This window comes from Hyphococcus lacteus, from assembly GCF_041058985.1.
GTDB lineage: Bacteria > Pseudomonadota > Alphaproteobacteria > Caulobacterales > Parvularculaceae > Hyphococcus > Hyphococcus lacteus.
In genome coordinates, this window is record NZ_JBEHZE010000001.1 from 217,754 (window position 1) to 239,086 (window position 21,333).

Annotated in this window: 18 protein-coding genes; 8 read left to right on the forward strand and 10 right to left on the reverse strand. The window is 51.7% G+C overall.

The features are described from left to right. Positions 1-18 precede the first annotated feature (18 nt). Positions 19-996 carry a LysM peptidoglycan-binding domain-containing protein gene (locus ABFZ84_RS00985; RefSeq protein WP_369311865.1) on the reverse strand — a complete coding sequence of 326 codons (978 nt, stop codon included), beginning with the start codon at positions 994-996 and terminating at the stop codon, positions 19-21. 101 nt (positions 997-1,097) lie between these two features. Here ABFZ84_RS00985 and ABFZ84_RS00990 point away from each other — a divergent pair, with 101 nt between their 5' ends. Next, a complete protein-coding gene (locus ABFZ84_RS00990) occupies positions 1,098-1,652 on the forward strand; it encodes an LOG family protein (RefSeq protein ID WP_369311867.1) in 555 nt (184 codons plus the stop codon). Between the two features lie 7 nt (positions 1,653-1,659). On the opposite strand, the gene gltX is transcribed toward ABFZ84_RS00990, so the two are convergent. The 3 genes from gltX to ABFZ84_RS01005 form a co-directional block, all read right to left on the reverse strand. Further along, on the reverse strand, positions 1,660-2,988 hold the full coding sequence (gene gltX, locus ABFZ84_RS00995; protein ID WP_369311869.1) for a glutamate--tRNA ligase: 1,329 nt from the start codon (positions 2,986-2,988) through the stop codon (positions 1,660-1,662). A 66-nt stretch (positions 2,989-3,054) separates the two neighbouring features. Further along, positions 3,055-4,716 carry an NAD+ synthase gene (locus ABFZ84_RS01000; RefSeq protein ID WP_369311871.1) on the reverse strand — a complete coding sequence of 554 codons (1,662 nt, stop codon included), beginning with the start codon at positions 4,714-4,716 and terminating at the stop codon, positions 3,055-3,057. Positions 4,717-4,795: 79 nt separating this feature from the next. Then, positions 4,796-6,196 carry a serine hydrolase domain-containing protein gene (locus ABFZ84_RS01005; protein ID WP_369311873.1) on the reverse strand — a complete coding sequence of 467 codons (1,401 nt, stop codon included), beginning with the start codon at positions 6,194-6,196 and terminating at the stop codon, positions 4,796-4,798. A 118-nt stretch (positions 6,197-6,314) separates the two neighbouring features. Between ABFZ84_RS01005 and ABFZ84_RS01010 the strand changes: the two genes are divergently transcribed. Continuing rightward, positions 6,315-7,019: a CoA transferase subunit A gene (locus ABFZ84_RS01010; RefSeq protein ID WP_369311875.1), complete on the forward strand. Its 705-nt coding sequence runs from the start codon at positions 6,315-6,317 to the stop codon at positions 7,017-7,019. Next, a complete protein-coding gene (locus ABFZ84_RS01015; protein WP_369311877.1) occupies positions 7,019-7,657 on the forward strand; it encodes a 3-oxoacid CoA-transferase subunit B in 639 nt (212 codons plus the stop codon). Before ABFZ84_RS01010 ends, ABFZ84_RS01015 begins: the two co-directional genes overlap by 1 nt. Before the next feature lie 3 nt (positions 7,658-7,660). Here the strand turns inward: ABFZ84_RS01015 and ABFZ84_RS01020 are convergent, their stop codons facing one another. After that, positions 7,661-8,368, reverse strand: a complete 708-nt coding sequence (locus tag ABFZ84_RS01020) for a winged helix-turn-helix transcriptional regulator (RefSeq protein ID WP_369311879.1) — start codon at positions 8,366-8,368, stop codon at positions 7,661-7,663. Between the two features lie 198 nt (positions 8,369-8,566). Here ABFZ84_RS01020 and ABFZ84_RS01025 point away from each other — a divergent pair, with 198 nt between their 5' ends. Continuing rightward, positions 8,567-8,848, forward strand: a complete 282-nt coding sequence (locus ABFZ84_RS01025; protein ID WP_369311881.1) for a hypothetical protein — start codon at positions 8,567-8,569, stop codon at positions 8,846-8,848. Positions 8,849-8,926: 78 nt separating this feature from the next. On the opposite strand, the gene ABFZ84_RS01030 is transcribed toward ABFZ84_RS01025, so the two are convergent. Continuing rightward, on the reverse strand, positions 8,927-9,823 hold the full coding sequence (locus ABFZ84_RS01030; RefSeq protein ID WP_369314528.1) for an MBL fold metallo-hydrolase: 897 nt from the start codon (positions 9,821-9,823) through the stop codon (positions 8,927-8,929). Positions 9,824-9,988: 165 nt separating this feature from the next. On the opposite strand from ABFZ84_RS01030, the gene ABFZ84_RS01035 reads away from it, so the two are divergent. The 3 genes from ABFZ84_RS01035 (at position 9,989) to ABFZ84_RS01045 (ending at position 13,641) form a co-directional block, all read left to right on the forward strand. Next, complete coding sequence (locus ABFZ84_RS01035) at positions 9,989-11,353, forward strand: class II 3-deoxy-7-phosphoheptulonate synthase (RefSeq protein WP_407067097.1); 1,365 nt, start codon at positions 9,989-9,991, stop codon at positions 11,351-11,353. Positions 11,354-11,527: 174 nt separating this feature from the next. Continuing rightward, positions 11,528-12,481, forward strand: a complete 954-nt coding sequence (locus ABFZ84_RS01040; protein ID WP_369311885.1) for a Gfo/Idh/MocA family protein — start codon at positions 11,528-11,530, stop codon at positions 12,479-12,481. After that, positions 12,478-13,641, forward strand: coding sequence for a DegT/DnrJ/EryC1/StrS family aminotransferase (locus ABFZ84_RS01045; protein ID WP_369311887.1), 1,164 nt, complete (start codon positions 12,478-12,480; stop codon positions 13,639-13,641). The genes ABFZ84_RS01040 and ABFZ84_RS01045 overlap by 4 nt, the downstream gene beginning before the upstream one ends. Positions 13,642-13,653: 12 nt before the next feature. Here the strand turns inward: ABFZ84_RS01045 and ABFZ84_RS01050 are convergent, their stop codons facing one another. The 4 genes from ABFZ84_RS01050 to ABFZ84_RS01065 form a co-directional block, all read right to left on the reverse strand. After that, the gene (locus ABFZ84_RS01050) at positions 13,654-15,399 is read right to left on the reverse strand and encodes a monovalent cation:proton antiporter-2 (CPA2) family protein (RefSeq protein ID WP_369311889.1); all 1,746 of its coding nucleotides are present in this window, start codon (positions 15,397-15,399) and stop codon (positions 13,654-13,656) included. 30 nt (positions 15,400-15,429) lie between these two features. After that, positions 15,430-16,377, reverse strand: coding sequence for an N-acetyl-gamma-glutamyl-phosphate reductase (gene argC, locus ABFZ84_RS01055; RefSeq protein WP_369311891.1), 948 nt, complete (start codon positions 16,375-16,377; stop codon positions 15,430-15,432). Further along, positions 16,374-17,702, reverse strand: coding sequence for an acetylglutamate kinase (locus ABFZ84_RS01060; RefSeq protein WP_369311893.1), 1,329 nt, complete (start codon positions 17,700-17,702; stop codon positions 16,374-16,376). The genes argC and ABFZ84_RS01060 overlap by 4 nt, the downstream gene beginning before the upstream one ends. 164 nt (positions 17,703-17,866) lie before the next feature. After that, positions 17,867-18,862 carry an N-acetylornithine carbamoyltransferase gene (locus ABFZ84_RS01065; RefSeq protein ID WP_369311895.1) on the reverse strand — a complete coding sequence of 332 codons (996 nt, stop codon included), beginning with the start codon at positions 18,860-18,862 and terminating at the stop codon, positions 17,867-17,869. Positions 18,863-19,002: 140 nt separating this feature from the next. On the opposite strand from ABFZ84_RS01065, the gene ABFZ84_RS01070 reads away from it, so the two are divergent. Then, positions 19,003-21,312, forward strand: a complete 2,310-nt coding sequence (locus tag ABFZ84_RS01070; protein WP_369311897.1) for a sensor histidine kinase — start codon at positions 19,003-19,005, stop codon at positions 21,310-21,312. Positions 21,313-21,333 lie beyond the last annotated feature (21 nt).

Sequence of the window (21,333 nt, forward strand, 5' to 3'; positions counted from 1 at the left end):
AACCTGCTGATATGTTATCTATTGGCCATCGTCCGGTTCATTAGAAGTCGGTACCTCAAATATCTGTCCCGGATAGATTAGGTCTGGGTCACGAATTTGATCGACGTTTGCCTCGTAAATAATCGTATACTGCGCGCCACGGCCATAAGCGCGGCGTGCAATCCGCCACAAACTGTTTCCGGGCTGCACAATCACTTTACCGTCACGCAATTCGATTTGATCCAAGGTCGCGCGCTCAAACGGCAACTCGATTGCATATTCAGGCCGCCCATCTTCATCAAGTTGAATTACAAGCAATTGATACACACCCGGATCAACCTGAATTTCCGGCGCTATCATCCATTTGCCTTCTTCATCCGCAGCGACTTGGCCAATGAGACGCCGGTTGATGAACAACTGCACGACACGCCCGGGGTCCGCACGCCCCGAGAAAATCACGGCACCCGTGTCGTCATAATCAATGACGTCTAGGCTCAGAGGCCCAAGCCCTTCGGCTGCATCACGAGGGTCTTGAAGCACTTCAGTCGCGCCGCCCGGCGTGGTCCGCAAGACGAGCGGTAAATCCCCCTCGCGTTCCGGCACATAAATCAAAATGGTATCTTCCGAGCGAATTGTCGTGCCATCCGCCGTTTTCATGGAAAGCGCAAGCTCAACCGGGCCCGCGTCGAGCGGCGTGTCTGTCGCAACCACCCATGAACCGTCGCGATCGACCTCGGCTTTCTCAAGAACTTCATCATTTGCGTATATAGTCACGTCGGAGCCGGGTTTCGCACGGCCAGCGATCACCGCATAACCGGTGCGGTCAACGCGAACAATGTCGAAACTGGGTAAGGTCGGCTCTGCGATTTGATCAGAAGGTTCGTCGGTTGGCGTCACCGGCGCGGGTTGCTCGCTCGACTGATCTTGCGGGCTATCAATAATTTTGAATTTTTCGGCGGCCTTCCAGCCAATAAAACCGAGAACAATCAGTAACAGGATTATGATGATTACACGCACAGGACACTGCTCCTTTTGGTTAATTCGCAGGTATGAATTTACTTTACCCTCATGCAAAACCGCGTACAATGCCCGACCAACAAAAAGAAACTTGTAAGACTATGAAATCATTATGTGTTTATTGTGGATCGCGCCCAGGCAACGATCCAGCCTTCAAACAAGCCGCAATTGAGCTAGGTCAAGAGGCCGCAAAACGCGATTGTCGCATCGTTTATGGCGGCGGAAAACTGGGCCTTATGGGTGCGACAGCAGGTGCTGCTCGCGATGCCGGCGGCAAGGTTTTCGGTGTTATTCCCGATTTTCTTGTTGAACTTGAAGGCATTCTTGAAGGCGTCGACCACAAAGTCGTCAGCAATATGCATGAGCGTAAAATGATGATGTATGAGGAGTCAGACGCTATTTTGACGCTTCCTGGCGGCATCGGCACCCTTGAAGAGCTGATCGAAGTGCTTTCATGGGCGCGGCTCGGCCTTCATCGCAAGCCGCTCATCGTCCTGAATATCAATGATTTTTGGTCGCCTTTGCGTGTGCTTCTCAACCATGTGGTCGAGTGTAACCTTGCCGACAAAGAGCTTCTCAACGATCTGGTCTTTGTCGACAATGTTCAGGACGCGCTCAACGAAGCCGAAGACCGGATGCTTCGCTCAAAGGTCTAATCGCAATCTAGGCGCGCTCGCCCCGAAGACGAGCGCGGGCCTTTTCAGCGCCAATTAGCGGCAAGAGAACAGCCATTTCCGGGCCACGTTCCCGGCCGGTCAGCGCCAAACGTAGCGGCATAAATAATTTCTTGCCTTTGGCACCGGTTTTTTCCTTGAGCGCATTGGTAAGCACTGCCCAACTGTCGCCGTCTAACGTATCAGGCACCAACCCGGCTGCCTCGTCGGCAAAGGCCTGATCGTCGATTACCGGATCAACCTCACCGGAAATGACTTCAACCCAATCGGCCACGTCTTTTAGCCGCGTGATATTACCGCGAATAGCGTTCCAGACATCAGCATTAATCTCAACGCCATCAAGTCGTTCAGCAACTGCCTCAAAGTCAGTTTCGTGAAACAGTTTAGCGTTCAATGCTTCAAGCTCAGTGTTGTCGAAGCGCGCTGGTGCGCGACCAAGCCGGTCAAAGTCAAAGCTTTCAGCTTGTTTCATTAAATCAGCCTGCGGAACAACTGGGTCCGCCGTACCTAATTTAGCAAGTAGACTTGTGATCGCAGCAGGTTCGATACCGTCATCGCGCATTGCCTCGATGGATAGCGAGCCGAGCCGCTTCGAAAGCCCCTGCCCATCCGCGCCCACAAGCAAAGAATGGTGCGCAAATTGCGGCGGTGTACCACCCAAAGCTTTGATTATTTCGATTTGCACGCCGGTATTCGTAACGTGGTCTTCACCGCGCATCACATGCGTAATCGCAAGATCAATATCATCAACACAGCTCGGCAATGTGTAAAGAAACACGCCATCGGCGCGGATCAAAACCGGATCAGATACACTAGCGGTATCGACAACTGTTTCACCGCGAATGAGATCAGTCCATTTTACTTGGCCTTGCGAAAGCTTGAAACGCCAATGCGGTTTTCTGCCTTCTGCCTCAAATGCTGTCTTTTGTTGTTCAGTTAGCGATAACGCCGCACGATCATAAACCGGTGGCAGACTACGCGCCCGTTGAATTTTTCGTTTACGGTCGAGCTCGTCTGCTGTCTCATAGCAAGGATATAACAACCCAGCGGTCTTCAGGCCTTCGGCAGCTTCGGCGTAACGGTCAAAGCGCGCTGACTGGCGCATAGTTTCGTCATAGGTCAGACCAAGCCATGCGAGATCAGTTCTAATCCCATCTTCAAAGGCTTGGGTCGACCGCTCAAGGTCCGTATCGTCAATGCGCAAGACAAACGTCCCGCCGGATTTACGGGCAAACAACCAATTCCAAAGGGCGGCGCGCACGTTACCAACATGGAGCTTCCCCGTGGGGGACGGCGCAAAACGGACTTTAACACTCATGATTTTTTTCAACTTTCGCGGAACTTGCGCCGGATTAGCGGTTCCGGCGGCAGCGGTCAAACGGGACTATTTATCGCGCCAGCCATTGGTGATCGGATAACGCCTATCGCGGCCAAAATTGACCGAAGCAACCTTCGGCCCAGGCGGTGCCTGACGGCGCTTATATTCAGCAACATACAATAGATGCTCCACTCGCCGGACGAGTGCCTCGTCGTAGCCCTTCGCCACAATGTCCCTGACGGCCATTTCTTTCTCAACAAGCATTTCAAGCACCGCATCCAACACCTCGTAAGGTGGTAAGCTGTCTTCGTCTTTCTGGTCTTCACGCAACTCAGCCGACGGCGGTTTGGTGATGATGCGATCAGGAATAACCATCCCCTTTGGCCCTAACAGCCCATCGGCGTGATGCTGGTTGCGCCATCGGCACAGTGCAAAAACTTCAGTTTTGTAAATGTCTTTAAGCGGATTAAAACCGCCATTCATATCGCCATAAAGCGTGGCGTATCCAACCGACATTTCGGACTTGTTGCCTGTAGTCAAAACCATGTCACCGAATTTGTTCGAGAGCGCCATCAATATTACGCCACGAAGTCGCGATTGGATATTCTCTTCGGTCACATCTTTTTCGCGCCCCTGAAAACTTGGCGACAACATTTTGTCAAATGCCTCAACACCCGGCGAAATTTTAATTGAGCTATATGAGACACCCAATAGGTTAGCGCATTGTTCGGCATCTTCGAGACTATCTCTCGCAGTATATCGTGACGGCATCATCACGCACCGCACCACGTCTGCGCCCAGTGCATCCACCGCGATGGCAGCGGTCAACGCAGAATCAACACCGCCCGAAAGACCAATGACCACGCCTTTAAAGTGGTTCTTGTGGACGTAATCGCGCACAGCAAGCGTAACCGCACGATACACCATTTCATCGCCGTCGACCCACGCCGCATTCGGCCCGTTCGTACACTGCCAATGACCGTCAGTTTTGGTCCATGTAGTCAGAGCAATTGTTTCAGCAAATTGCGGCGCACGATATTGCACGACACCGCCGGCATTCATCACAAAGCTAGCACCTTCGAACAAAATCTCGTCTTGCCCTGCTAATTGATTGACAAAAATCAGCGGCAATCCCGTTGCAGTTACCCTTGCCCGCGCAGCCATTGTGCGTTCTGCGATCGCAGGTTTACGAAACGGCGACCCATGCGGAACTACAAAAATCTCAGCACCTGCGTCCGCTAATGCTTCCCCCGCACCCGGAAGCCACATGTCCTCGCAGATCATCAACCCTAATTTGACGCCCCTGAACATTGTTGGCGCGGGATAGTCTGGTCCGGGCGTAAAGCGCCTCGGCTCGTCGAAGACACCGTAATTTGGCAACCGTACTTTGTATCGGATCGCTTCAATTTTTCCGCCATCCAAAAGAAAGGTTGCATTAAACAACGCCTCGTCAACGCGCCACGGTGATCCGATGATCATTGCGGGGCCACCACTTTTTGTGTCCGCCGCAAGGGCATTTACGGCATCTCGACAGGCGCGCTGATAAGACGGCTTATTCACGAGATCTTCCGGCGGGTAACCCGAAACCACCAATTCGCAAAATACGACGAGATCCGCGCCCAATTTCGCGGCGTCGGCGCGCGCATTGCGTATCCGCTCGACATTACCGTCGATGTCCCCAACAACGGGGGCGATTTGGGCGATGGCGATTGAAAGAGTATCTGTCATCGGTGCGATTTAGGCGGTTTTTCCCAAGATTAGAAGCGCTCTGGCGCTTCACCCACGAAAAATTGCACAACCAACCCAATCAATCCTCATTCGGTCCTCGACCAACGGCTCCATAAACATCGCTGAAGAGAGGCGCGACTTCCGGCATCGCCGGACGGCCACGCGTCATCCCGGTTCGCACCATGACCATCTTTTTATCGGGTACGATCACTACATATTGACCTTCATGGCCACCCATATAGTACGCGCTCTCCGGAAGGCCCGGTATAAAGCGCTCGCGGCCATCTGCTCCGTCAAGGTTCAGCCAGAAATGCGCGCCATATTGGCGATCAGCCGCTGTCGTTGGAGACGTAACATATTCCGACCAACCTTCCGGCAAAAGGCGGACACCATCCCAAATACCATCGTCCAAATATAGCTGGCCAAGCCGCGCCCAATCCCGTGCAGTTGCATAAACATAGGAGGAGCCGATAAACGACCCTGAAGCATCCGGCTCGAGCACAACACTTTCTGCACCGATTGGATCCAGTAACGCATCATGGGCGAATTGATAAAAATCAACTCCTTGCTCTTTCATAACTTGGCGTAACGTCCGCGCAATTAAGTTCGTCGTCCCGCTTGAATAATACCAAACCTCGCCCGGGGCGTACTCGGCGTTACTGTGGGATGCAGCACCTCCGGCATCCGGCCGTTCAAACAACATGCGATTTACGTCAGATCGCGGATCATCGTAGTTTTCTTCAAAACTCAATCCACTTTGCATGCGCAACATATCATTCCAGGTTATTCTCGATTTAGCATCATCACCCGCCCATTCTGGTACTGGGATTGGCGCTTCAATATCCACATATCCGTTTAGGACTGCTGCGCCTACCAAACTGGCGGTCACACTCTTTGCCATCGACCAAGAAAGAAATGGCGTCGTTTCGGAAAACCCTTCCGCATACATCTCATCGATGATTTTGCCGTCCACAATAACCAAAAATGATCGTTGATTTGTGGTATTTTCCTCAAATGATTGAGTAATCGCGAAATCAACCGCTGCATAATCAACATAGTCCAGCGCTTCACCGGAGATCGGCCGCGCTAACGGCCACTCACCACCTGCTTGATCGGCGAGTTTCACAGGTACCAACGGACGAACTCGGCCCGCGTTCGCCAGAGTGCAGCCAAAACCTGAACGGTAAACGGCGTGAATGCCGCCAAGTCCGAACGGCCCTCGCGCTTTTACGGTTTGAGCATCTTCATCAACTTTGACCGTCACCTGCTCCATCGTCGCCGGCATACCGGCAAATTCAGCCCCAAGAACCTGCGCCTTATTGCGGCCTGCGACAAAGAGTTCCGAACAAACGGTTTTCGCTTTATAGCCAGCGCCAATCCGAACAAGTCGATCAACCTTGACGGCAGCATACACCGCCCCCGCTATACCGATCGCTCCAGCGACCAAAATAGCCTTTTGAGCAAATTTCCATTCTGTCATGGGCAAACCTTAGACCGCACACCGCCACGCTGAAAGCCGTTTTCACAGATCACGCTATCGATTTGTAGACGGGCCCAAGGTTTTGCGGTAGTCGAGTGGCGCATATGGGAGACAAGTTATGAAGAAGATTCACCAAGACGCCAATTCAGCACTTGATGGGCTCTTGTTTGACGGCATGACCATCATGGCTGGCGGATTCGGACTATGTGGAATTCCCGAAAACCTAATTCATGCGCTACGCGATAGCGGTGTCAAATACCTGACATTCATTTCTAATAACGCAGGTGTTGATGACTTCGGTTTGGGGCTATTGCTTCAGACACGACAGATTAAAAAGATGATTTCGTCCTATGTGGGCGAGAACAAAGAATTTGAGCGTCAATACTTGGCCGAAGAGTTGGAACTTGAGTTTAATCCGCAAGGAACACTCGCCGAGCGTTGCAGAGCCGGCGGTGCTGGCATCCCAGCGTTCTACACAAAAACCGGTGTTGGCACGCTGATCGCAGAAGGCAAAGAACACAAAGAATTCAACGGTGAGACTTACATCATGGAAACTGGCCTTGTTGCCGACCTTTCTATTGTGAAGGCTTGGAAAGCCGATGAGCAGGGAAATCTTGTTTATCGCAAAACTGCACGCAACTTTAATCCGATGATGGCAACGGCAGGGAATGTTACTGTTGCTGAAGTTGAAGAGATTGTCCCATTAGGCAGCCTAGACCCTGACAACATCCATACGCCGGGTATCTTTGTGCAGCGGGTTATTCCAGGCAAACAAGAAAAACGCATTGAAAATCGGACTATCCGCCAACGGGAGAACGCATAATGCCTTGGGACCGTAATCAAATGGCCGAACGGGCCGCAAAAGAGCTTAATGATGGGTTTTACGTCAATCTTGGTATTGGCATTCCGACCCTCGTCGCCAATTACATCCCTGAAGGCGTAGATGTTACGCTACAGTCTGAAAATGGGATGCTCGGCATGGGCCCATTCCCCTATGAGGACGAAGTCGATCCGGACCTGATTAATGCTGGCAAGCAAACCATCACCGAACTGCGCAGAACATCTTATTTTTCCAGCGCTGATAGCTTTGGGATGATCCGAGGCGGTCATATTGATCTGTCGATCCTTGGCGCAATGGAAGTTTCCGAAGATGGAGACCTCGCCAACTGGATGATCCCCGGTAAAATGGTCAAAGGTATGGGCGGTGCGATGGATCTTGTCGCTGGCGTCAAGCGGGTTGTTGTGGTGATGGACCACGCCTCGAAATCAGGCGCGCCAAAGCTCCTTCACAAATGCGCTCTGCCGCTTACTGGTAAGCAAGTCGTCGATATGGTCATTACCAATCTCGGCGTTTTCGAAATCAAAGAAGGTGAAGGCATGTCGCTCACCCAACTCGCTCCCGGTGTGAGCGTTGACGAGGTGAAATCACTTACGGAAGCTGACTTTAAAGTTGCAGTATAGCCGTTAGGACGCGACGGAAATTTCTTCCATCGCCGCTTTTTTGTGGTCGCCACTTTCGTGAACAATACACGTCAAAAGGTGCGCGATCACTTTCTGATCTCCAGAAAATTTCATTCGCGCCTTTGCCTCGTCGAGAGTTTTCTCGCCGCGGAATGATTGCATGATTGTGCCAACGTCCGCCGAAATTGTAGCAACCGCTGGTCCGTCAGCCCCACGACGGCATGTCATCTCGCCGTTCATATTATAAACAGTGTACGGAAAATCATCGATCGCAATATGGGCGACGTAATTCAATTCTGGTTCCGGGCATAATCCCGCAAACATTTCGATCGCAAGCGCAACCGAATCCGGCTGTAGATTATCTGTATAAATACACTCGCGCGCTGGAGATGAATCCGGCCTCTCAATAAAATAGAGGATCGACCATTTCATAAGCGAACGCACAGTCGTACGAAGCCCCTCCCCCATTACCGTCAAACGATAGCGCGTTTTGTTATCGCTATGTCCGGGCGCATCGATCAGATCCGCCTCTTCCAACTCCTTGAGGCGCTTACTTAATAAATTCGCGCCAATTCCCGGCAAGCCAGCCTGCAAATCGCCAAAACGTTGCGGTCCTAAAAACAGCTCTCGCAATATCAACAACGTCCACCGCTCACCCAAAAGATCGAGCGCGTGCGCCAATATGCAGTCCTGATTATAGGTTCGTGCCATTCAGCTTCCTCCACCATCAATCGGGCTTTTTTAACCAAGCTACTACTTTCGCTGGCATTTTGTTATGCGCACAAAAAAATCATGCGCTAGCTTCAAATGTATTTGACACTTCATTTTTATATAGTAAAGTCTTTCTTGTTATCAAATGGCGAAAAAATGAAATTTCCATCGCCGGAATCCCTGAAACGGAGAAACCCTATGTTTAACAAGATTGTAGCTGGCCTGGCCGTAAGTTCCGCCCTTGTTTTCGGCACTCCCGCATTTGCCGGCGATTGGACAGAAACTGTTGATTTGTGTGCCGCCGCCGCCGAAGCCGAAGGCGCAGTAACCGCCAACGAATATCGCTCAAAATTTCTGTATGGCTCTGGTGCCTCAACGAAAAAAGTTGCGATTGAAATGACCTCTGCGAATGGCGACGTCGTTAAAGCCGAATGCAAAATCCGTCGCGGCAAAGTGACGAGCATCGATATCAAAGCCTAACCGGACTTGATACTCCCTGAACTAAGCGCCTCATCTGAGGCGCTTTTTTTATGTCTGGGCTTCGCTTTAATGTACTAACTATGAGGCAACCAAAGAGCGATAGGCTGAACGGGTCATTTTCTCACCGTTGATAAACCCCTGCCCCCAGTGCGGATTCAGATCACTTAACGGGTCCGCCGCAACAACAGCGTCTTCGCTCATACCTTGGTTTATGAGGTTTTGGATTCGCCCTTTGACGTCCTTCAACATAGACACCGTTTTCTCAAGATCCGATTTGTCGGCTAATGGGCCATGGCCGGGGATTATTTTTGTGCCTTCATTAATCATGGCAAGAACACTGTCATGAGTTTCAATGTACCCATTCAAATCGCCTCCTGCATCAATATCGATATATGGATAACCACCGTTAAAAAAAACATCACCCATATGAACAACATCAGCATCTTTGGCGTAAATGATTGCATCTCCGTCCGTATGCGCTGGTTTTGAATGCCAAATATAAATTTCCTGCCCATTCCAATGGAAAGTCATTGAGTGCGAAAAGGTAATTATCGGTAGCGCATCATCGGTGCCATTCTCAGCACTCGCCGCGCCCTCCAAAAGTCGCGCTCGAACATTGTCGTGGGCCACTATATGCGCGCCAGCTTTTCCAAAAGCTTCGTTCCCGCCCGTATGATCTCCGTGGTAATGCGTGTTCAGCACGAATGCGACAGATTGGTCAGACACCTCGGCAATTGCTGCCGTAATTTTTTCACTCAAGGGAGCGAACTGATCATCGATAACGAACGGACCATCGTCACCAATCGAAAGACCAATATTGCCGCCCGCGCCTTGCAACATAAAAAGCCCCTGACCCAACTTGACTGTCGTGATCTCGACATTAGAAAAATCTCGTTGTGCACTCACCGGTCCGACCGAGAGCATGCCCATGCCAATTCCGAAAAAAGTCGCCTTTATGAAAGTTTTCCGATTCATTCGCGCCACGGCGGATCCCCTTTGCCAATACATCTGGGCACTTTGATAGCATTTTCTGCCTTATTCAAAAACCACCGCGACGCTATTGCCGGTTATGGCAGGTGATTTGATGACTTATGTTGCGACGCGGTGACCATACGGCTAAAGGGTCATCCATATGGAGTTATTGTGATGAATTGGACGAAAGACAGCTGGCGTCAAAAGCCTGCCAAACATATCCCGTCGGACTACCCGGACCCTGCGGCCCTTGAGGCTGTGGAGCAAGAACTTGCTGGGTATCCGCCTTTGGTATTTGCAGGCGAAGCCGAGACCCTGAAAACCGAATTAGCCAAAGTAACACGCGGAGAGGCATTTTTGCTTCAAGGCGGCGATTGCGCCGAGAGCTTTAAGGAGTTCCACGCCAACAATATTCGTGACACGTTCCGGGTTCTTCTTCAGATGGCGGTCGTCTTAACTTTCGGTGCAGCCATGCCCGTGATTAAAGTTGGTCGTATTGCGGGGCAGTTCGCCAAGCCACGTTCCTCTCCTACGGAAACAATAGATGGTGTTACCCTCCCCAGCTATCGCGGAGACAACATCAACGGGATTGAATTTGACGAAGCGTCTCGTGTGCCAGACCCGCAAAGGCTTTTAAAAGCATATGGGCAAGCAGCCGCGACGCTCAACCTGATCCGCGCATTTGCTACCGGTGGCTACGCGGATTTACACAACGTCCAAAATTGGAATCTCGAATTCGTTTCTGGTAACCCTCAGGAAGGCCGATATCGCGCACTCGCCGATAAAATTTCCGAAGCCATCACATTCATGAAGGCTTGCGGCATTAACGGCTCTAGCGTCCGCGGCATCAGCGAAGTTGATTTCTACACGAGCCACGAAGCTCTTTTGCTCGGCTTCGAAACAGCGATGACCCGTGTCGATTCAATCTCCGGAAAGTTTTACGACACTTCCGCACACATGTTATGGATAGGAGATCGCACACGTCAGCCAGACGGAGCACATGTAGAGTTTTGCCGCGGTGTCGAAAATCCGATTGGAATTAAATGCGGCCCCTCCCTCGAACCAGACGAACTCATCAAGCTACTCGATATTCTTAATCCGAAAAACGAAGCGGGACGTATTGTCCTGATTGCTCGCTTTGGCTCGGAAAAAGTTGAGGCTGGATTACCACCTCTGGTTAGCAAGGTGCTTTCAGAAGGCCGCAATGTCGTTTGGTCATCAGACCCGATGCACGGAAACATCATTAAAACCGGGCAAGGTTTCAAAACACGACCGTTCGACGCTATTTTGTCCGAAGTTGGTACATTTTTCGATGTATGTCGCGCAGAAGGCGCAATACCGGGCGGTGTGCACTTTGAAATGACTGGCCAAAATGTGACGGAGTGCCTGGGCGGCTCGCAGGAAATTTCGGAAAATGACCTGCATTCTCGCTATCACACCCATTGCGACCCAAGGTTGAATGCCAGTCAAGCGCTCGACCTAGCGTTTATCTTGGCTGATCGCTTTAAGGATAAGAGATCCTCAGTTTCATGATCAAAATGTCATCTTCTTTAGTGAAGACTTTTCATGAAATAGCCGGATATATAGTGTGAACTCTTCCATGTCGCGTGGCCTTCCATTTGCCGCGCGACATAGAGTATGACTAAATCCGGATCTGACAGGTCCGACCAGCCTAACGCGCGGGGGCGCAAACGGGGGGACAAACCTGTGACCACATCTTTGAGTGTAGGCGTGGCCGGTGCCGGTGTATTCGGTGGCCACCACGCATCAAAATACCATGCCCACCCCCATGCGCAGTTAAATGCAATCTTCGACATAGAAGTTGGTAAGGCCAGCGCTCTCGGTGCACGCTTTAATGCGCCGACATTTTCGGATTTTGACAAACTCCTCAATTCGGGATTGGACGCCCTTGTCATTACGACGCCAGCAAGTGCCCATTTTGAATTGGCAAAACGCGCCCTTCACGCAGGGCTGCACGTATTTGTCGAAAAACCGATCTCTATTGACCCCAAAGAAGCAGATGCGCTTATCAAAACCGCTTCTCGCAATCGTCTAGTTTTACAGGTTGGCCATCAGGAACGGTACGTCGCAGCGACGGCTGGTCTATTTGATCGCAAGCACCCCCCCGTCAAAATTGATTGCATTCGGGGTACAAGCGCGTCCGGTCGTTGTGAAGATGTGTCTGTAATTTATGATTTAATGGTGCATGACATCGATATCGTCCGCAAACTGACCGGTGCCGATGTCAAAAATGTATACGCAAGCGGTAACACGCACGAAGCCACCGCAGACCTTACATTGTCAAACGATACTATCGTTTCATTGAAAGCCAGTCGGCGTGCAAATGCGCCGCAGCGCCGTATGACGCTCGTTTATGAGGACGGCATCATCGACTTTGATTTCATCAATCGCGAGATGAACAACACGACGCCTGCCGCAATCGGAATCGACTTTGGTCAAAAAACTGGCCCCCTCGCTTTCCGCGATCCGCTTTCTTTTGGTGCAGATGAGTTTATCAATGCTATTATCGAAGGCCGCCGTCCCATCGTGACGGGTGAAGATGGACGTGACGCCGTAGCTTGGGCTAAATTAATTGAAAAAACTGCTGGGATTGCCAATACGCAATTTGAAAGTGATCTTCTTGAAAGACAACGTGCATGACTAGTGTCATTAACCTGAAGCCTGCATCCCCAAAAAAAATTGACGACATCGCTTTTATTGACCTTGTGGCTCAACAAAAGCGCATCAGACCTGCGATCGAGAAACGCCTTCAGGCCGTTCTCGATCATGGGCGTTATATTGCCGGCCCGGAAATTGACGAACTAGAAGATTTACTTTCCGAACGTACTGGCGCGCCGACTGTCATTAGTTGTGCAAGCGGAACTGCGGCTTTGATTATTCCCCTACTCGCGCGTGGCGTGGGGCGCGGGGATGCCGTTTTCCTTCCAGCATTTACCTATAATGCCACCGCCAACGCTGTGTTATTGTGTGGCGCGACGCCAGTTTTCGTAGATATTGATCCCAACACATTCAACATTGACCCTGTTGATTTAGACCACCGAATTGCCGCTGTTCGCGCTGAAGGGAACTTGCGCCCTCGTGCAATAATTCCTGTAGACTTATTTGGATCGCCTGCCGATTACCCAGCTATTCACGCCATTGCAAAACGTGATGACCTATTCATTCTTGCTGACGGCGCACAAAGCTTTGGCGGCGAGTTAAGCAACACACAGGTCGGTGCTTTAGCACCTGCGACCGGCACAAGCTTCTTCCCCGGCAAAGCACTCGGTGCCTACGGAGATGCGGGCGCGATCTTCAGTATGAACTCCCACGACCGCGAACGCTGGGCTTCTATCCGTTGGCATGGCACCGATGACGCCAGAAAAGAATCTGTTCGGGTCGGTTTCAATGGCCGCATGGATAGCTTTCAGGCCGGTGTTTTGCTCGAAAAACTAGCGATCTTTGACGACGAACTAGCAACCCGCCGACAGATTGCTGGCGTCTATAATGAGCGGCTAAAGTCCGTAACGAAGCCTCAGTCACACATTAAAGGGGCCTCATCCGGTTACGGATATTATTCGCTCAGGACAACTAATCGGGATCAGGCCGTCAAGAAACTCAAAAATATGGGCGTACCGACAGCAATTTATTACGCAACACCATTACACTTGATGCCTGCCTTTGCCGATTACGCACCGGTGAATGGGCTACCGCAGACTGAACTCGTTGCCACCGAAATTTTCTCATTACCCATGCACCCCTATTTAAGCGACGCGCAGATTGATCATATCTGTGACTCGGTGCTGGAAATTTGCGGTTAGCCCCAAGATCGTTCAGCGTTTTTCGGTATGAGAATACGCTTTGTGTATAAGGTGCTTACCTGCTTCGGGCCCCTCATCAATCTGCGCTAACAAGCGTTCGCGATCCGTCACGCGGAATTGCTGGATGTAGTCCTCAATCGTATTACTCTCATACCCCATACGCTCTAGCGCCTCACGCGCCATGAGAACGCTTGATTCAAGGGTTTCACGAACGATCACGTCGGGTCCCAGTTTTCGAAGCTCGATTTCGTGCATCCGGTCATGGGCACAAGCAATGATCGTTACATTTGGCAGACTTGCCCGTAACGAAGCCGTTGCATGATTTACCGCCTCTGGGTCATCCATACACAGAATAATTGCTTGAGCGTTCGCGGCGCCCGCATTCATTAACATATCCAACCGCGACCCGTCGCCAAAATATACTTTGAAGCCAAAGCGCTCCGCATTACGAATATGTTGTGGGTTGCGATCAATCGCGACAATGTCAACGCCGGAGTTTTGAAGCACCTGCGAAACGATCTGTCCCATACGTCCAAACCCGACAATAACCGCATGGTCTCGCCCCGCCTCCGGGCCAGAAAGGTCTTCACCATTATCCTGGCTACCCTGTGCCACACGGTTTGCGAGGGCGACCAATGCAGGGGTCAGCATCATCGACAACGTAACGATCGCTGACATCAAATTCGCCTGAACATCCGTAAACATCGCGGAGCCGACACCCAAAGTCACGACAACGAATGAAAATTCCCCACCTTGAGAAAGCGTCGCTGCGGTGCGCAACGCGTTATCTTTCCGGGCACCCATTAACTGCGCGAGGACAAATAGAATTGATGCTTTCAGGAAAACCAATCCTGACGCACCACCAAGCACAACCAGCCAGTATTGAAGAATGATACCAAGATCGAGACGCATACCAATCGAGATAAAGAACAATCCGAGAAGTAACCCGCGGAACGGTTCGATATCGGTTTCTATTTGATGCTTGAAAGAAGATTCAGAAAGCAAGACACCGGCGAGGAATGCACCCAGCGCCATCGAAAGGCCGGCCCAAGCCACCGCCAATGAGGTAAGTGCGACCACTAAAAGTGCTGTAGCGGCAAAAGCCTCGCGCGAGCCGGACCCGGCCACCAAACGAAAAATCTTATCCAACCCGAATCGGCCAACGATAATCACAACCGCGATTACACCGATAGCTTTTGCGCTGGCGGCAAGCGCATTTCCATCCGCGCCAACCCCAGCCAAAACGGGCACCGCCGCCAGCAATGGAATGACCGCCAGGTCTTGGAACAACAAAACGGAGAAAGACTGCCGCCCATATGCGGTGTTTAGTTCGCCTCGGTCTTTCAACCATTGTAGCGCGAACGCGGTAGAGGAAAATGCGAGAGAAAACCCAGCGATTGCAGCAGCCTGCACCGGCATGACACCAGCGGCCACAAATAAACAGGCGATAACCACGCCCGTGATGCCCATCTGCGCGGCACCCAATCCAAAAATCTGTTGGCGCATAGACCATAAGCGAGAGATTGAAAGCTCAAGTCCGATGACGAACATGAACAATACGACGCCGAGTTCCGCAACGTGAAAAACCCCGTCCTGACGATGCAGCAAATTCAGCCCATAAGGACCAGCAGCAACGCCAGCGGCAAGATAGCCAAGAATTGAGCCGAGTTTGAAACGGTTAAACAGCGGAACAGCAACAGCGGCAGCACCAAGATAGGTGGCCGCTTCGATCAAGAAGGCGCTGTCAGTTCCCGCCATAATATTTCAGATCAAACCCTTCGCTATATGCTAAACCAAGCCCTCAGTTTCATTCAAACCTAGCGCCAGATTGACGTTTTGGATCGCCTGCACGGCCGCCCCTTTTAGGAGGTTATCTTCTGCCGCGACAACGACAGCGCATTTGCCATCTTCACTAAGAGTAAAACCACCAATAATCACACCCGTGAGGTTCGTTCCCTCTTTAAGTTCCGGTGCATCACTACGCAAGAAAATCAATGGGTCGTTACCAAACTTATCGTCAAACCGCTGCGTTAAATCCGCAAGAGACATCGCTTTCGCGAGGGGGATATGCACGGTAACCATCAGCCCACGGAAAGCTGGGTGAACATGGGGCGAAAATCGTACCTGTGTTCCCAGATGGCGTGTGGCTTCGCGTTCATGCTTATGGCCCGCAAGCGCATATGGCATCAAATTGTCTTTTAAGCGATCAACATCATTGCGCGGGCTCGGCGTCGTGCCCGCACCAGAATAACCCGACACGCCAAAAACGGACGGCGTTCCTTCAAGGTCAGGCAATAATGGTGCAATCGCCAACTGCATAGCGGTCGCATAGCAGCCCGGATTAGCAATACGTTTAGCGCGGTTGATTTTCGCGCGATTGAGTTCGGGCAAGCCATAAACCCAATTATCGTCGAAACGATAATCCGCAGAGAGATCTATTATAATGCGATCCGGCGCAAATTTTTCTAGCGCATCTACATAAGCTTTGCTGGCACCATCGGGCAGCGCCAGAATCACAACATCTGCGCGGCGTTTGGCGGCTTCTTCAGGACCAAGCGCCTCAAAAACGCATTCGTCTTTGTCCTCTGGCGCTATTTCAGCGACCGCACGGCCGGCAAATTCCCGACTGACGGCAAAGGCGAGCATCAGTTCAGAATGACCAGCAATCAACCTGATCAATTCGCGACCAGTGTGCCCCCGCGCACCGACAATCCCAACTAAAAACGGGGTACTCATTCTGCGTCATCTCCAATGAAACTTGCTGGCATCGCGGCCACCCGGTCGGCAATCCGCGAGATTCTCGCCCAGTCTTTCTCACCTTTCCAAAACACTGTCCACGGCCCCGCCTTCACAGATCCGTCAGCGCTATTGTGGTAAAAGCCATTAAACCCATTGGAAGTGCGTGACCGCCAGAAAAAATTCGGGTTATTTTTGGTAAAAGCACGCCAAACGGTCCGGGAGAGCCCCTCCCCACGCGCATCCTCAATCACTGCGAACTTATCGAGGTAAACAAAATCATCGACCTTGGTCAGCAATGCCCCGGCCCGATAACTATCGGACATAATGACCTCATGAACGTCGAGCCCATCCCACCAATCTTTTTTCAGTGCGCGGCCAAAGGCATTTTCCACAAGGGCAATCGTCCGGTCACGATCAATCGCCGCAATGGTATCATACCTATTGATCGCCTCGCCCATACGAACGAGCGTGCCAGAGCCACCATGGGTGAAAAGCTCACGGATCAAACCTTCGGGGGTGGTAATCGAAACCGACGTCGACAACGGCGACGCATCAAGCAAGCGTTTTATTTCGCTCAATTTCAGGCGCATGCCGCCTTCGACCCATGACGCGTTCATCAGCTTATCATATTCCGATGCCAAATTGATCGAATGCATGATGTCACCATGTTTATCAAGCAAGCCACCAACCCCAGTCAGAAAAACGATTTTCATCGGCTGAAGCACTTCGACTAGCGCGCGTGTCGCGCTATCGCCATTAATGTTCAAGAGCTGGCCACCAGGCGCGATACCCAGGCATGTCAAAATCGGCATCGCACCAGAACGCACAACAGATTGGATCAGCCCCTGTCTTATGGTTGCGGGTTCACCGACAAGTCCAAATTTTTCTTTGTCCAGATAATTTGCTTCAATAACCCCCGCGATCACGCCCTCAGCTTCGACCCCCTGTTTACGGACGGCCTCAACCAGCTTGATGTTCTCGCCGATGAATACATCGCGTGCCACATCAAGCGTTGCCTCGTCAGTGACGCGCAGCCCTTCGACTTTTGGCGTTTTTATCCCGCGCTCTTTGAGGGCAATATCAAGCTGTGGGCCACCGCCATGCAGCACAATCGGTGTCAGCCCAACTGTATGAAGAAACGCCAACGCGGACGCGGTTTCTTCAAGCTGTTCTGCGAGGATGGCACCGCCAATTTTGATGACCGCAAAGCGCGACTGATCCACTTCGGAAAATCGCTGCAGATAGGCGCGGATTTCCTTGCCGTCGCTCATATTTGAAAGCAACTGGACGATCGTCTGGCGTGTGAATTCTGTCTGGGTCATTTAAAGTGCGGTCTTTTACAATATTTCGTCCCTGAGGACGGGCCCTAAAGATAGGCAGTTTCATCCGTAAGCCGGGAGCACAACTACCCTTTAACCGATAGCATGCTTACCAAATTAATCCGACCCGTTCGGCGTCAACCGAATGGTCAGCATCCAACAGAGCTTCATCGGACTACCGCTTTCATAATTGCTTTTTGCACGTGAAGCCGATTTTCCGCTTCATCATAGGCAATACAATTCTGGCTTTCGAAGACTGCATCCGTCATTTTTACGTTGCGACGCATAGGCAAGCAGTGCGACACCAATGCATCATTGGTCTTCGCCATTTTATCTTCATCAACTATAAAGTGTTTATACTGGTCGCGAATTGGTTTCTCCGGTTCCCAATTTCCAAAATAAGGAAGCGCGCCCCAGCTTTTTGCATAAACGACTTCTGCGCCATCATAGGCAGCGTCAATATCATGAGAGATGGTCAACTCGTGCCCATTCTCGCTAGCATCATGGGTGGCTTGATCGATATAACGCTGATCAAGAATATAATCTTTAGTCGGACAAAGAAGTGTTGGTTTCATGCCGAACTTTGCTGCGATGACAAGCGCCGAATTCGCCACAGCCGTGTTCAGAGGCTTTGGGTGGTATGTCCAAGTCAGGACAAACTTTTTACCTTCAAGCGATCCGAGCCGTTCCTGTAGCGCCATAATATGCGCCATTTCCTGACAAGGGTGGGTAATTGTCTCCATGTTGACCACGGGCACATCAGCATATTTCGCAAAAGCATTGAGAATTTTGTCTTTGCGATCTTCCTGCCAATCAACGAATTTCGGAAAGGCGCGAATACCGATCATATCGCAATAGCGCGATAGAATCTTGGCCGCTTCTTTCACGTGTTCTTCGGCATCACCATCCATGACGACGCCATCTTCGAACTCAAGTGGCCACATACCGCCGGACGGAGAAAGTACAACCGCGTGCCCACCGAGCTGTTTCGCGCCCACATCAAATGATGTTCGCGTCCGCAGCGAATTATTCAAAAACAACAGCGCGATCGTTTTGCCCTTCAAAGCATCGCCCAAAGGCGCGGCCTTCATGGCTCGGGCATCGTCGATCATGGCTTGCAACTCGGGGCGGGACCAATCCGCTGTGTTCAAAAAATGTCTCATATGCGCTCTTTACCGACCAAATCGGCTAATTCCAAGCTCCTGCTTTGGGGAAAATGCCTATACACGCAATAGGCGATTCGCGCGTGACACCGAGCGCCGAAACAGAATAGTTTCCAAATCGTTAACCCGTGACGTGCAGCATGCTGCTAAAGACACGGCCTACTTGTTACTTTTGGCGTATTTTTACCGGATCGGTCCGATTTTCCATGGCGGATGAGCCCAAACATATTGATGGCGAAAAACTGGCAGCGCGCATAGATGCGCTCTCGCCCCGTCGTCTCGGGATTCTAACTGGTGCGTTTTTAATCGCTTTGGCGACGCTTTTTGTTTTTGAGATGAACGATAAGGCGCTTTTGCGAGAATCAGAGACCCAACTCCGCCTATCCCAAGCGGCAAGTGATGGGGCTGCAGCGCTTAATATCGCGATCATGACGGGCACTCCAGTGCGCGATGCGCTTAGCGGGGTTGAGCCGGGGGGCTATACAGCGATGTTCCACCTTTCGACCTCGGGCGACATTCTGACCGCTGAGGGACGCACAGATATGATCGACATCCCTGCGTCTTCGCTCCGGGCATTAAACCTTGATGCTTCGACCTCAGCGCGCCTCGACCTGCCAGGCGGTAAAGTCGCAGTAGCTTGGCGGCGGCTGGATAATGGCGATGCTCTTGTGATTGCCGCCCCTGCGCGGGATATGTTCGACCGCACGCGTGTGTGGGTTCTTTACGCGGTTCTTATGGGCGCAATTACATTGGTAATTGGGTCATTGATGGCCGCGTTCATTCGCCAAAGCCGCGCAGCCGCAAGCGCCGCACATGCGCTTTCGACCTTGACGGAGTTCAATGCTGCGTTGACTGGTGGTCGCTGTTCACCGTGGTTTTACGACCATAAAGAACGCACAGTGCATTTGACCAAATCGTTCTTACAACCTCTTGGGCTCAGCGCGCGAGATCGCAAATTTTCAATGCGTGAAATTTCTGCGCTTGTTCACCCGCAAGACTTGCGAACGGCCTTGGCTGTTATCTCAGGCGAACCTTCCGGCGTCAGCGAAGGTGTTGTGCGTGTGAGAGAACCCGGTGGCGGTTGGTCACGGGCCTATTTCCGCACTTCGCCCGAGGCAACCCGCTTCCACCGCGCGGGCGTAGCATTTGACCTTGTGGGGGCATCCACCCTTGCGCCCGGTGCCGCAATCGCTGAAACGCGCCTGCGCGATGCGATAGAGAGCATTCCCGAAGCATTTGTTTTGTGGGATGCGCAAGGCAAGCTGGCGATCTGGAACAAACGCTTCACCAGCATTTTCCGTATCCCCGCAAAGGTGTTGAAACCGGGGTTGACCATTGACGAGGTATCCACCTGTGCGGCGGTTGCTGGCGATATTTTGGTGGCGCATTTCAGCCCGCTAGAAGACGCACAGCAAGAAAACCAAGAGGTTGCTCTGCCCGGCTCTCGATGGGCGCATGTTTCTCGGCGCAAGACCGCCGAAGGCGGGTATGTTTGTGTGGCAAGCAATGTCACCGATCTCAAACGCCGTGCATGGGCGCAGAAAAAGAAAGAGCGCGAACTTCAGCACACCGTCGAAGATCTGGAAAATTCACGCAAAGAACTCTCCGAAGCTCTACGCAAATATGAGTTTGAGAAATATCGCGCCGAAGAAGCCAGCCGTTCGAAATCTGAATTCCTGGCAAATATGAGCCATGAGCTACGCACGCCCCTGAACGCGATTAATGGCTTCTCTGAAGTTATGCAATCGGAACTCTATGGCCCGCTTGGCGACAATAAGTACAAAGAATATGTCACTGACATCCTATCTAGTGGGCGGCACCTACTGGAGTTAATTGACGACATTCTCGACATGTCTAAAATCGAGGCCGGTCGGCTTTCACTTGAACCAAAACGCATCGAACTTGAGCGCATTCTCAACGAAAGTGTCCGGCTAGTGGCGAAACGCGCGAGCGACGCTGGCGTTAAACTGACGGCATCTGTGGCCCATGCGCCTGCGGTTTGGGCGGATCAACGTGCGGTAAAACAGGTTGTATTAAATCTTCTGTCAAACGCGCTGAAATTCACGGGCCGGGGTGGTGAAGTCACCTTAACCGCCGAGGCGGACCTTGATGGCGTTACTATCATTGTCGCGGATAGCGGTACTGGCATTACTAAAGAGCAGCTCCATAAACTAGGTGCGCCGTTTGAATTGGCCGAGAGCCATTTCTCGCGGTCACGTAATGGCTCGGGCCTTGGCCTCGCCTTGTCAAAGTCACTCATGGAAATGCAAGGCGGTATCCTCGCGTTGGCTAGCCAGCCCGGTCGCGGCACGGTCGCTTGTGCGACCTTCCCTCGTCGCAAAGAGGCCAAGGTTCGCTTGCCGCAATTCGTACGCAAGGAAGCCTATGTGCTGACAGGCCGCGAAGCACCGCAACCCATGCAAATCGTCGGTACACAAGCCGCCGAATAAAGTCGGGCTGTCGAAATGAGG

Coding starts and splice junctions, on each gene's coding strand:
- ABFZ84_RS01030 (WP_369314528.1), bottom strand. CDS start 9,823: ATGAATCGGAAAACTTTCATAAAGGCGACTTTTTTCGGAATTGGCATG.
- ABFZ84_RS01010 (WP_369311875.1), top strand. CDS start 6,315: ATGAAGAAGATTCACCAAGACGCCAATTCAGCACTTGATGGGCTCTTG.
- ABFZ84_RS01005 (WP_369311873.1), bottom strand. CDS start 6,196: ATGACAGAATGGAAATTTGCTCAAAAGGCTATTTTGGTCGCTGGAGCG.
- ABFZ84_RS01070 (WP_369311897.1), top strand. CDS start 19,003: ATGCTGCTAAAGACACGGCCTACTTGTTACTTTTGGCGTATTTTTACC.
- ABFZ84_RS01020 (WP_369311879.1), bottom strand. CDS start 8,368: ATGGCACGAACCTATAATCAGGACTGCATATTGGCGCACGCGCTCGAT.
- ABFZ84_RS00990 (WP_369311867.1), top strand. CDS start 1,098: ATGAAATCATTATGTGTTTATTGTGGATCGCGCCCAGGCAACGATCCA.
- argC (WP_369311891.1), bottom strand. CDS start 16,377: ATGAGTACCCCGTTTTTAGTTGGGATTGTCGGTGCGCGGGGGCACACT.
- gltX (WP_369311869.1), bottom strand. CDS start 2,988: ATGAGTGTTAAAGTCCGTTTTGCGCCGTCCCCCACGGGGAAGCTCCAT.
- ABFZ84_RS01060 (WP_369311893.1), bottom strand. CDS start 17,702: ATGACCCAGACAGAATTCACACGCCAGACGATCGTCCAGTTGCTTTCA.
- ABFZ84_RS01025 (WP_369311881.1), top strand. CDS start 8,567: ATGTTTAACAAGATTGTAGCTGGCCTGGCCGTAAGTTCCGCCCTTGTT.
- ABFZ84_RS01050 (WP_369311889.1), bottom strand. CDS start 15,399: ATGGCGGGAACTGACAGCGCCTTCTTGATCGAAGCGGCCACCTATCTT.
- ABFZ84_RS01065 (WP_369311895.1), bottom strand. CDS start 18,862: ATGAGACATTTTTTGAACACAGCGGATTGGTCCCGCCCCGAGTTGCAA.
- ABFZ84_RS01045 (WP_369311887.1), top strand. CDS start 12,478: ATGACTAGTGTCATTAACCTGAAGCCTGCATCCCCAAAAAAAATTGAC.
- ABFZ84_RS01000 (WP_369311871.1), bottom strand. CDS start 4,716: ATGACAGATACTCTTTCAATCGCCATCGCCCAAATCGCCCCCGTTGTT.
- ABFZ84_RS01015 (WP_369311877.1), top strand. CDS start 7,019: ATGCCTTGGGACCGTAATCAAATGGCCGAACGGGCCGCAAAAGAGCTT.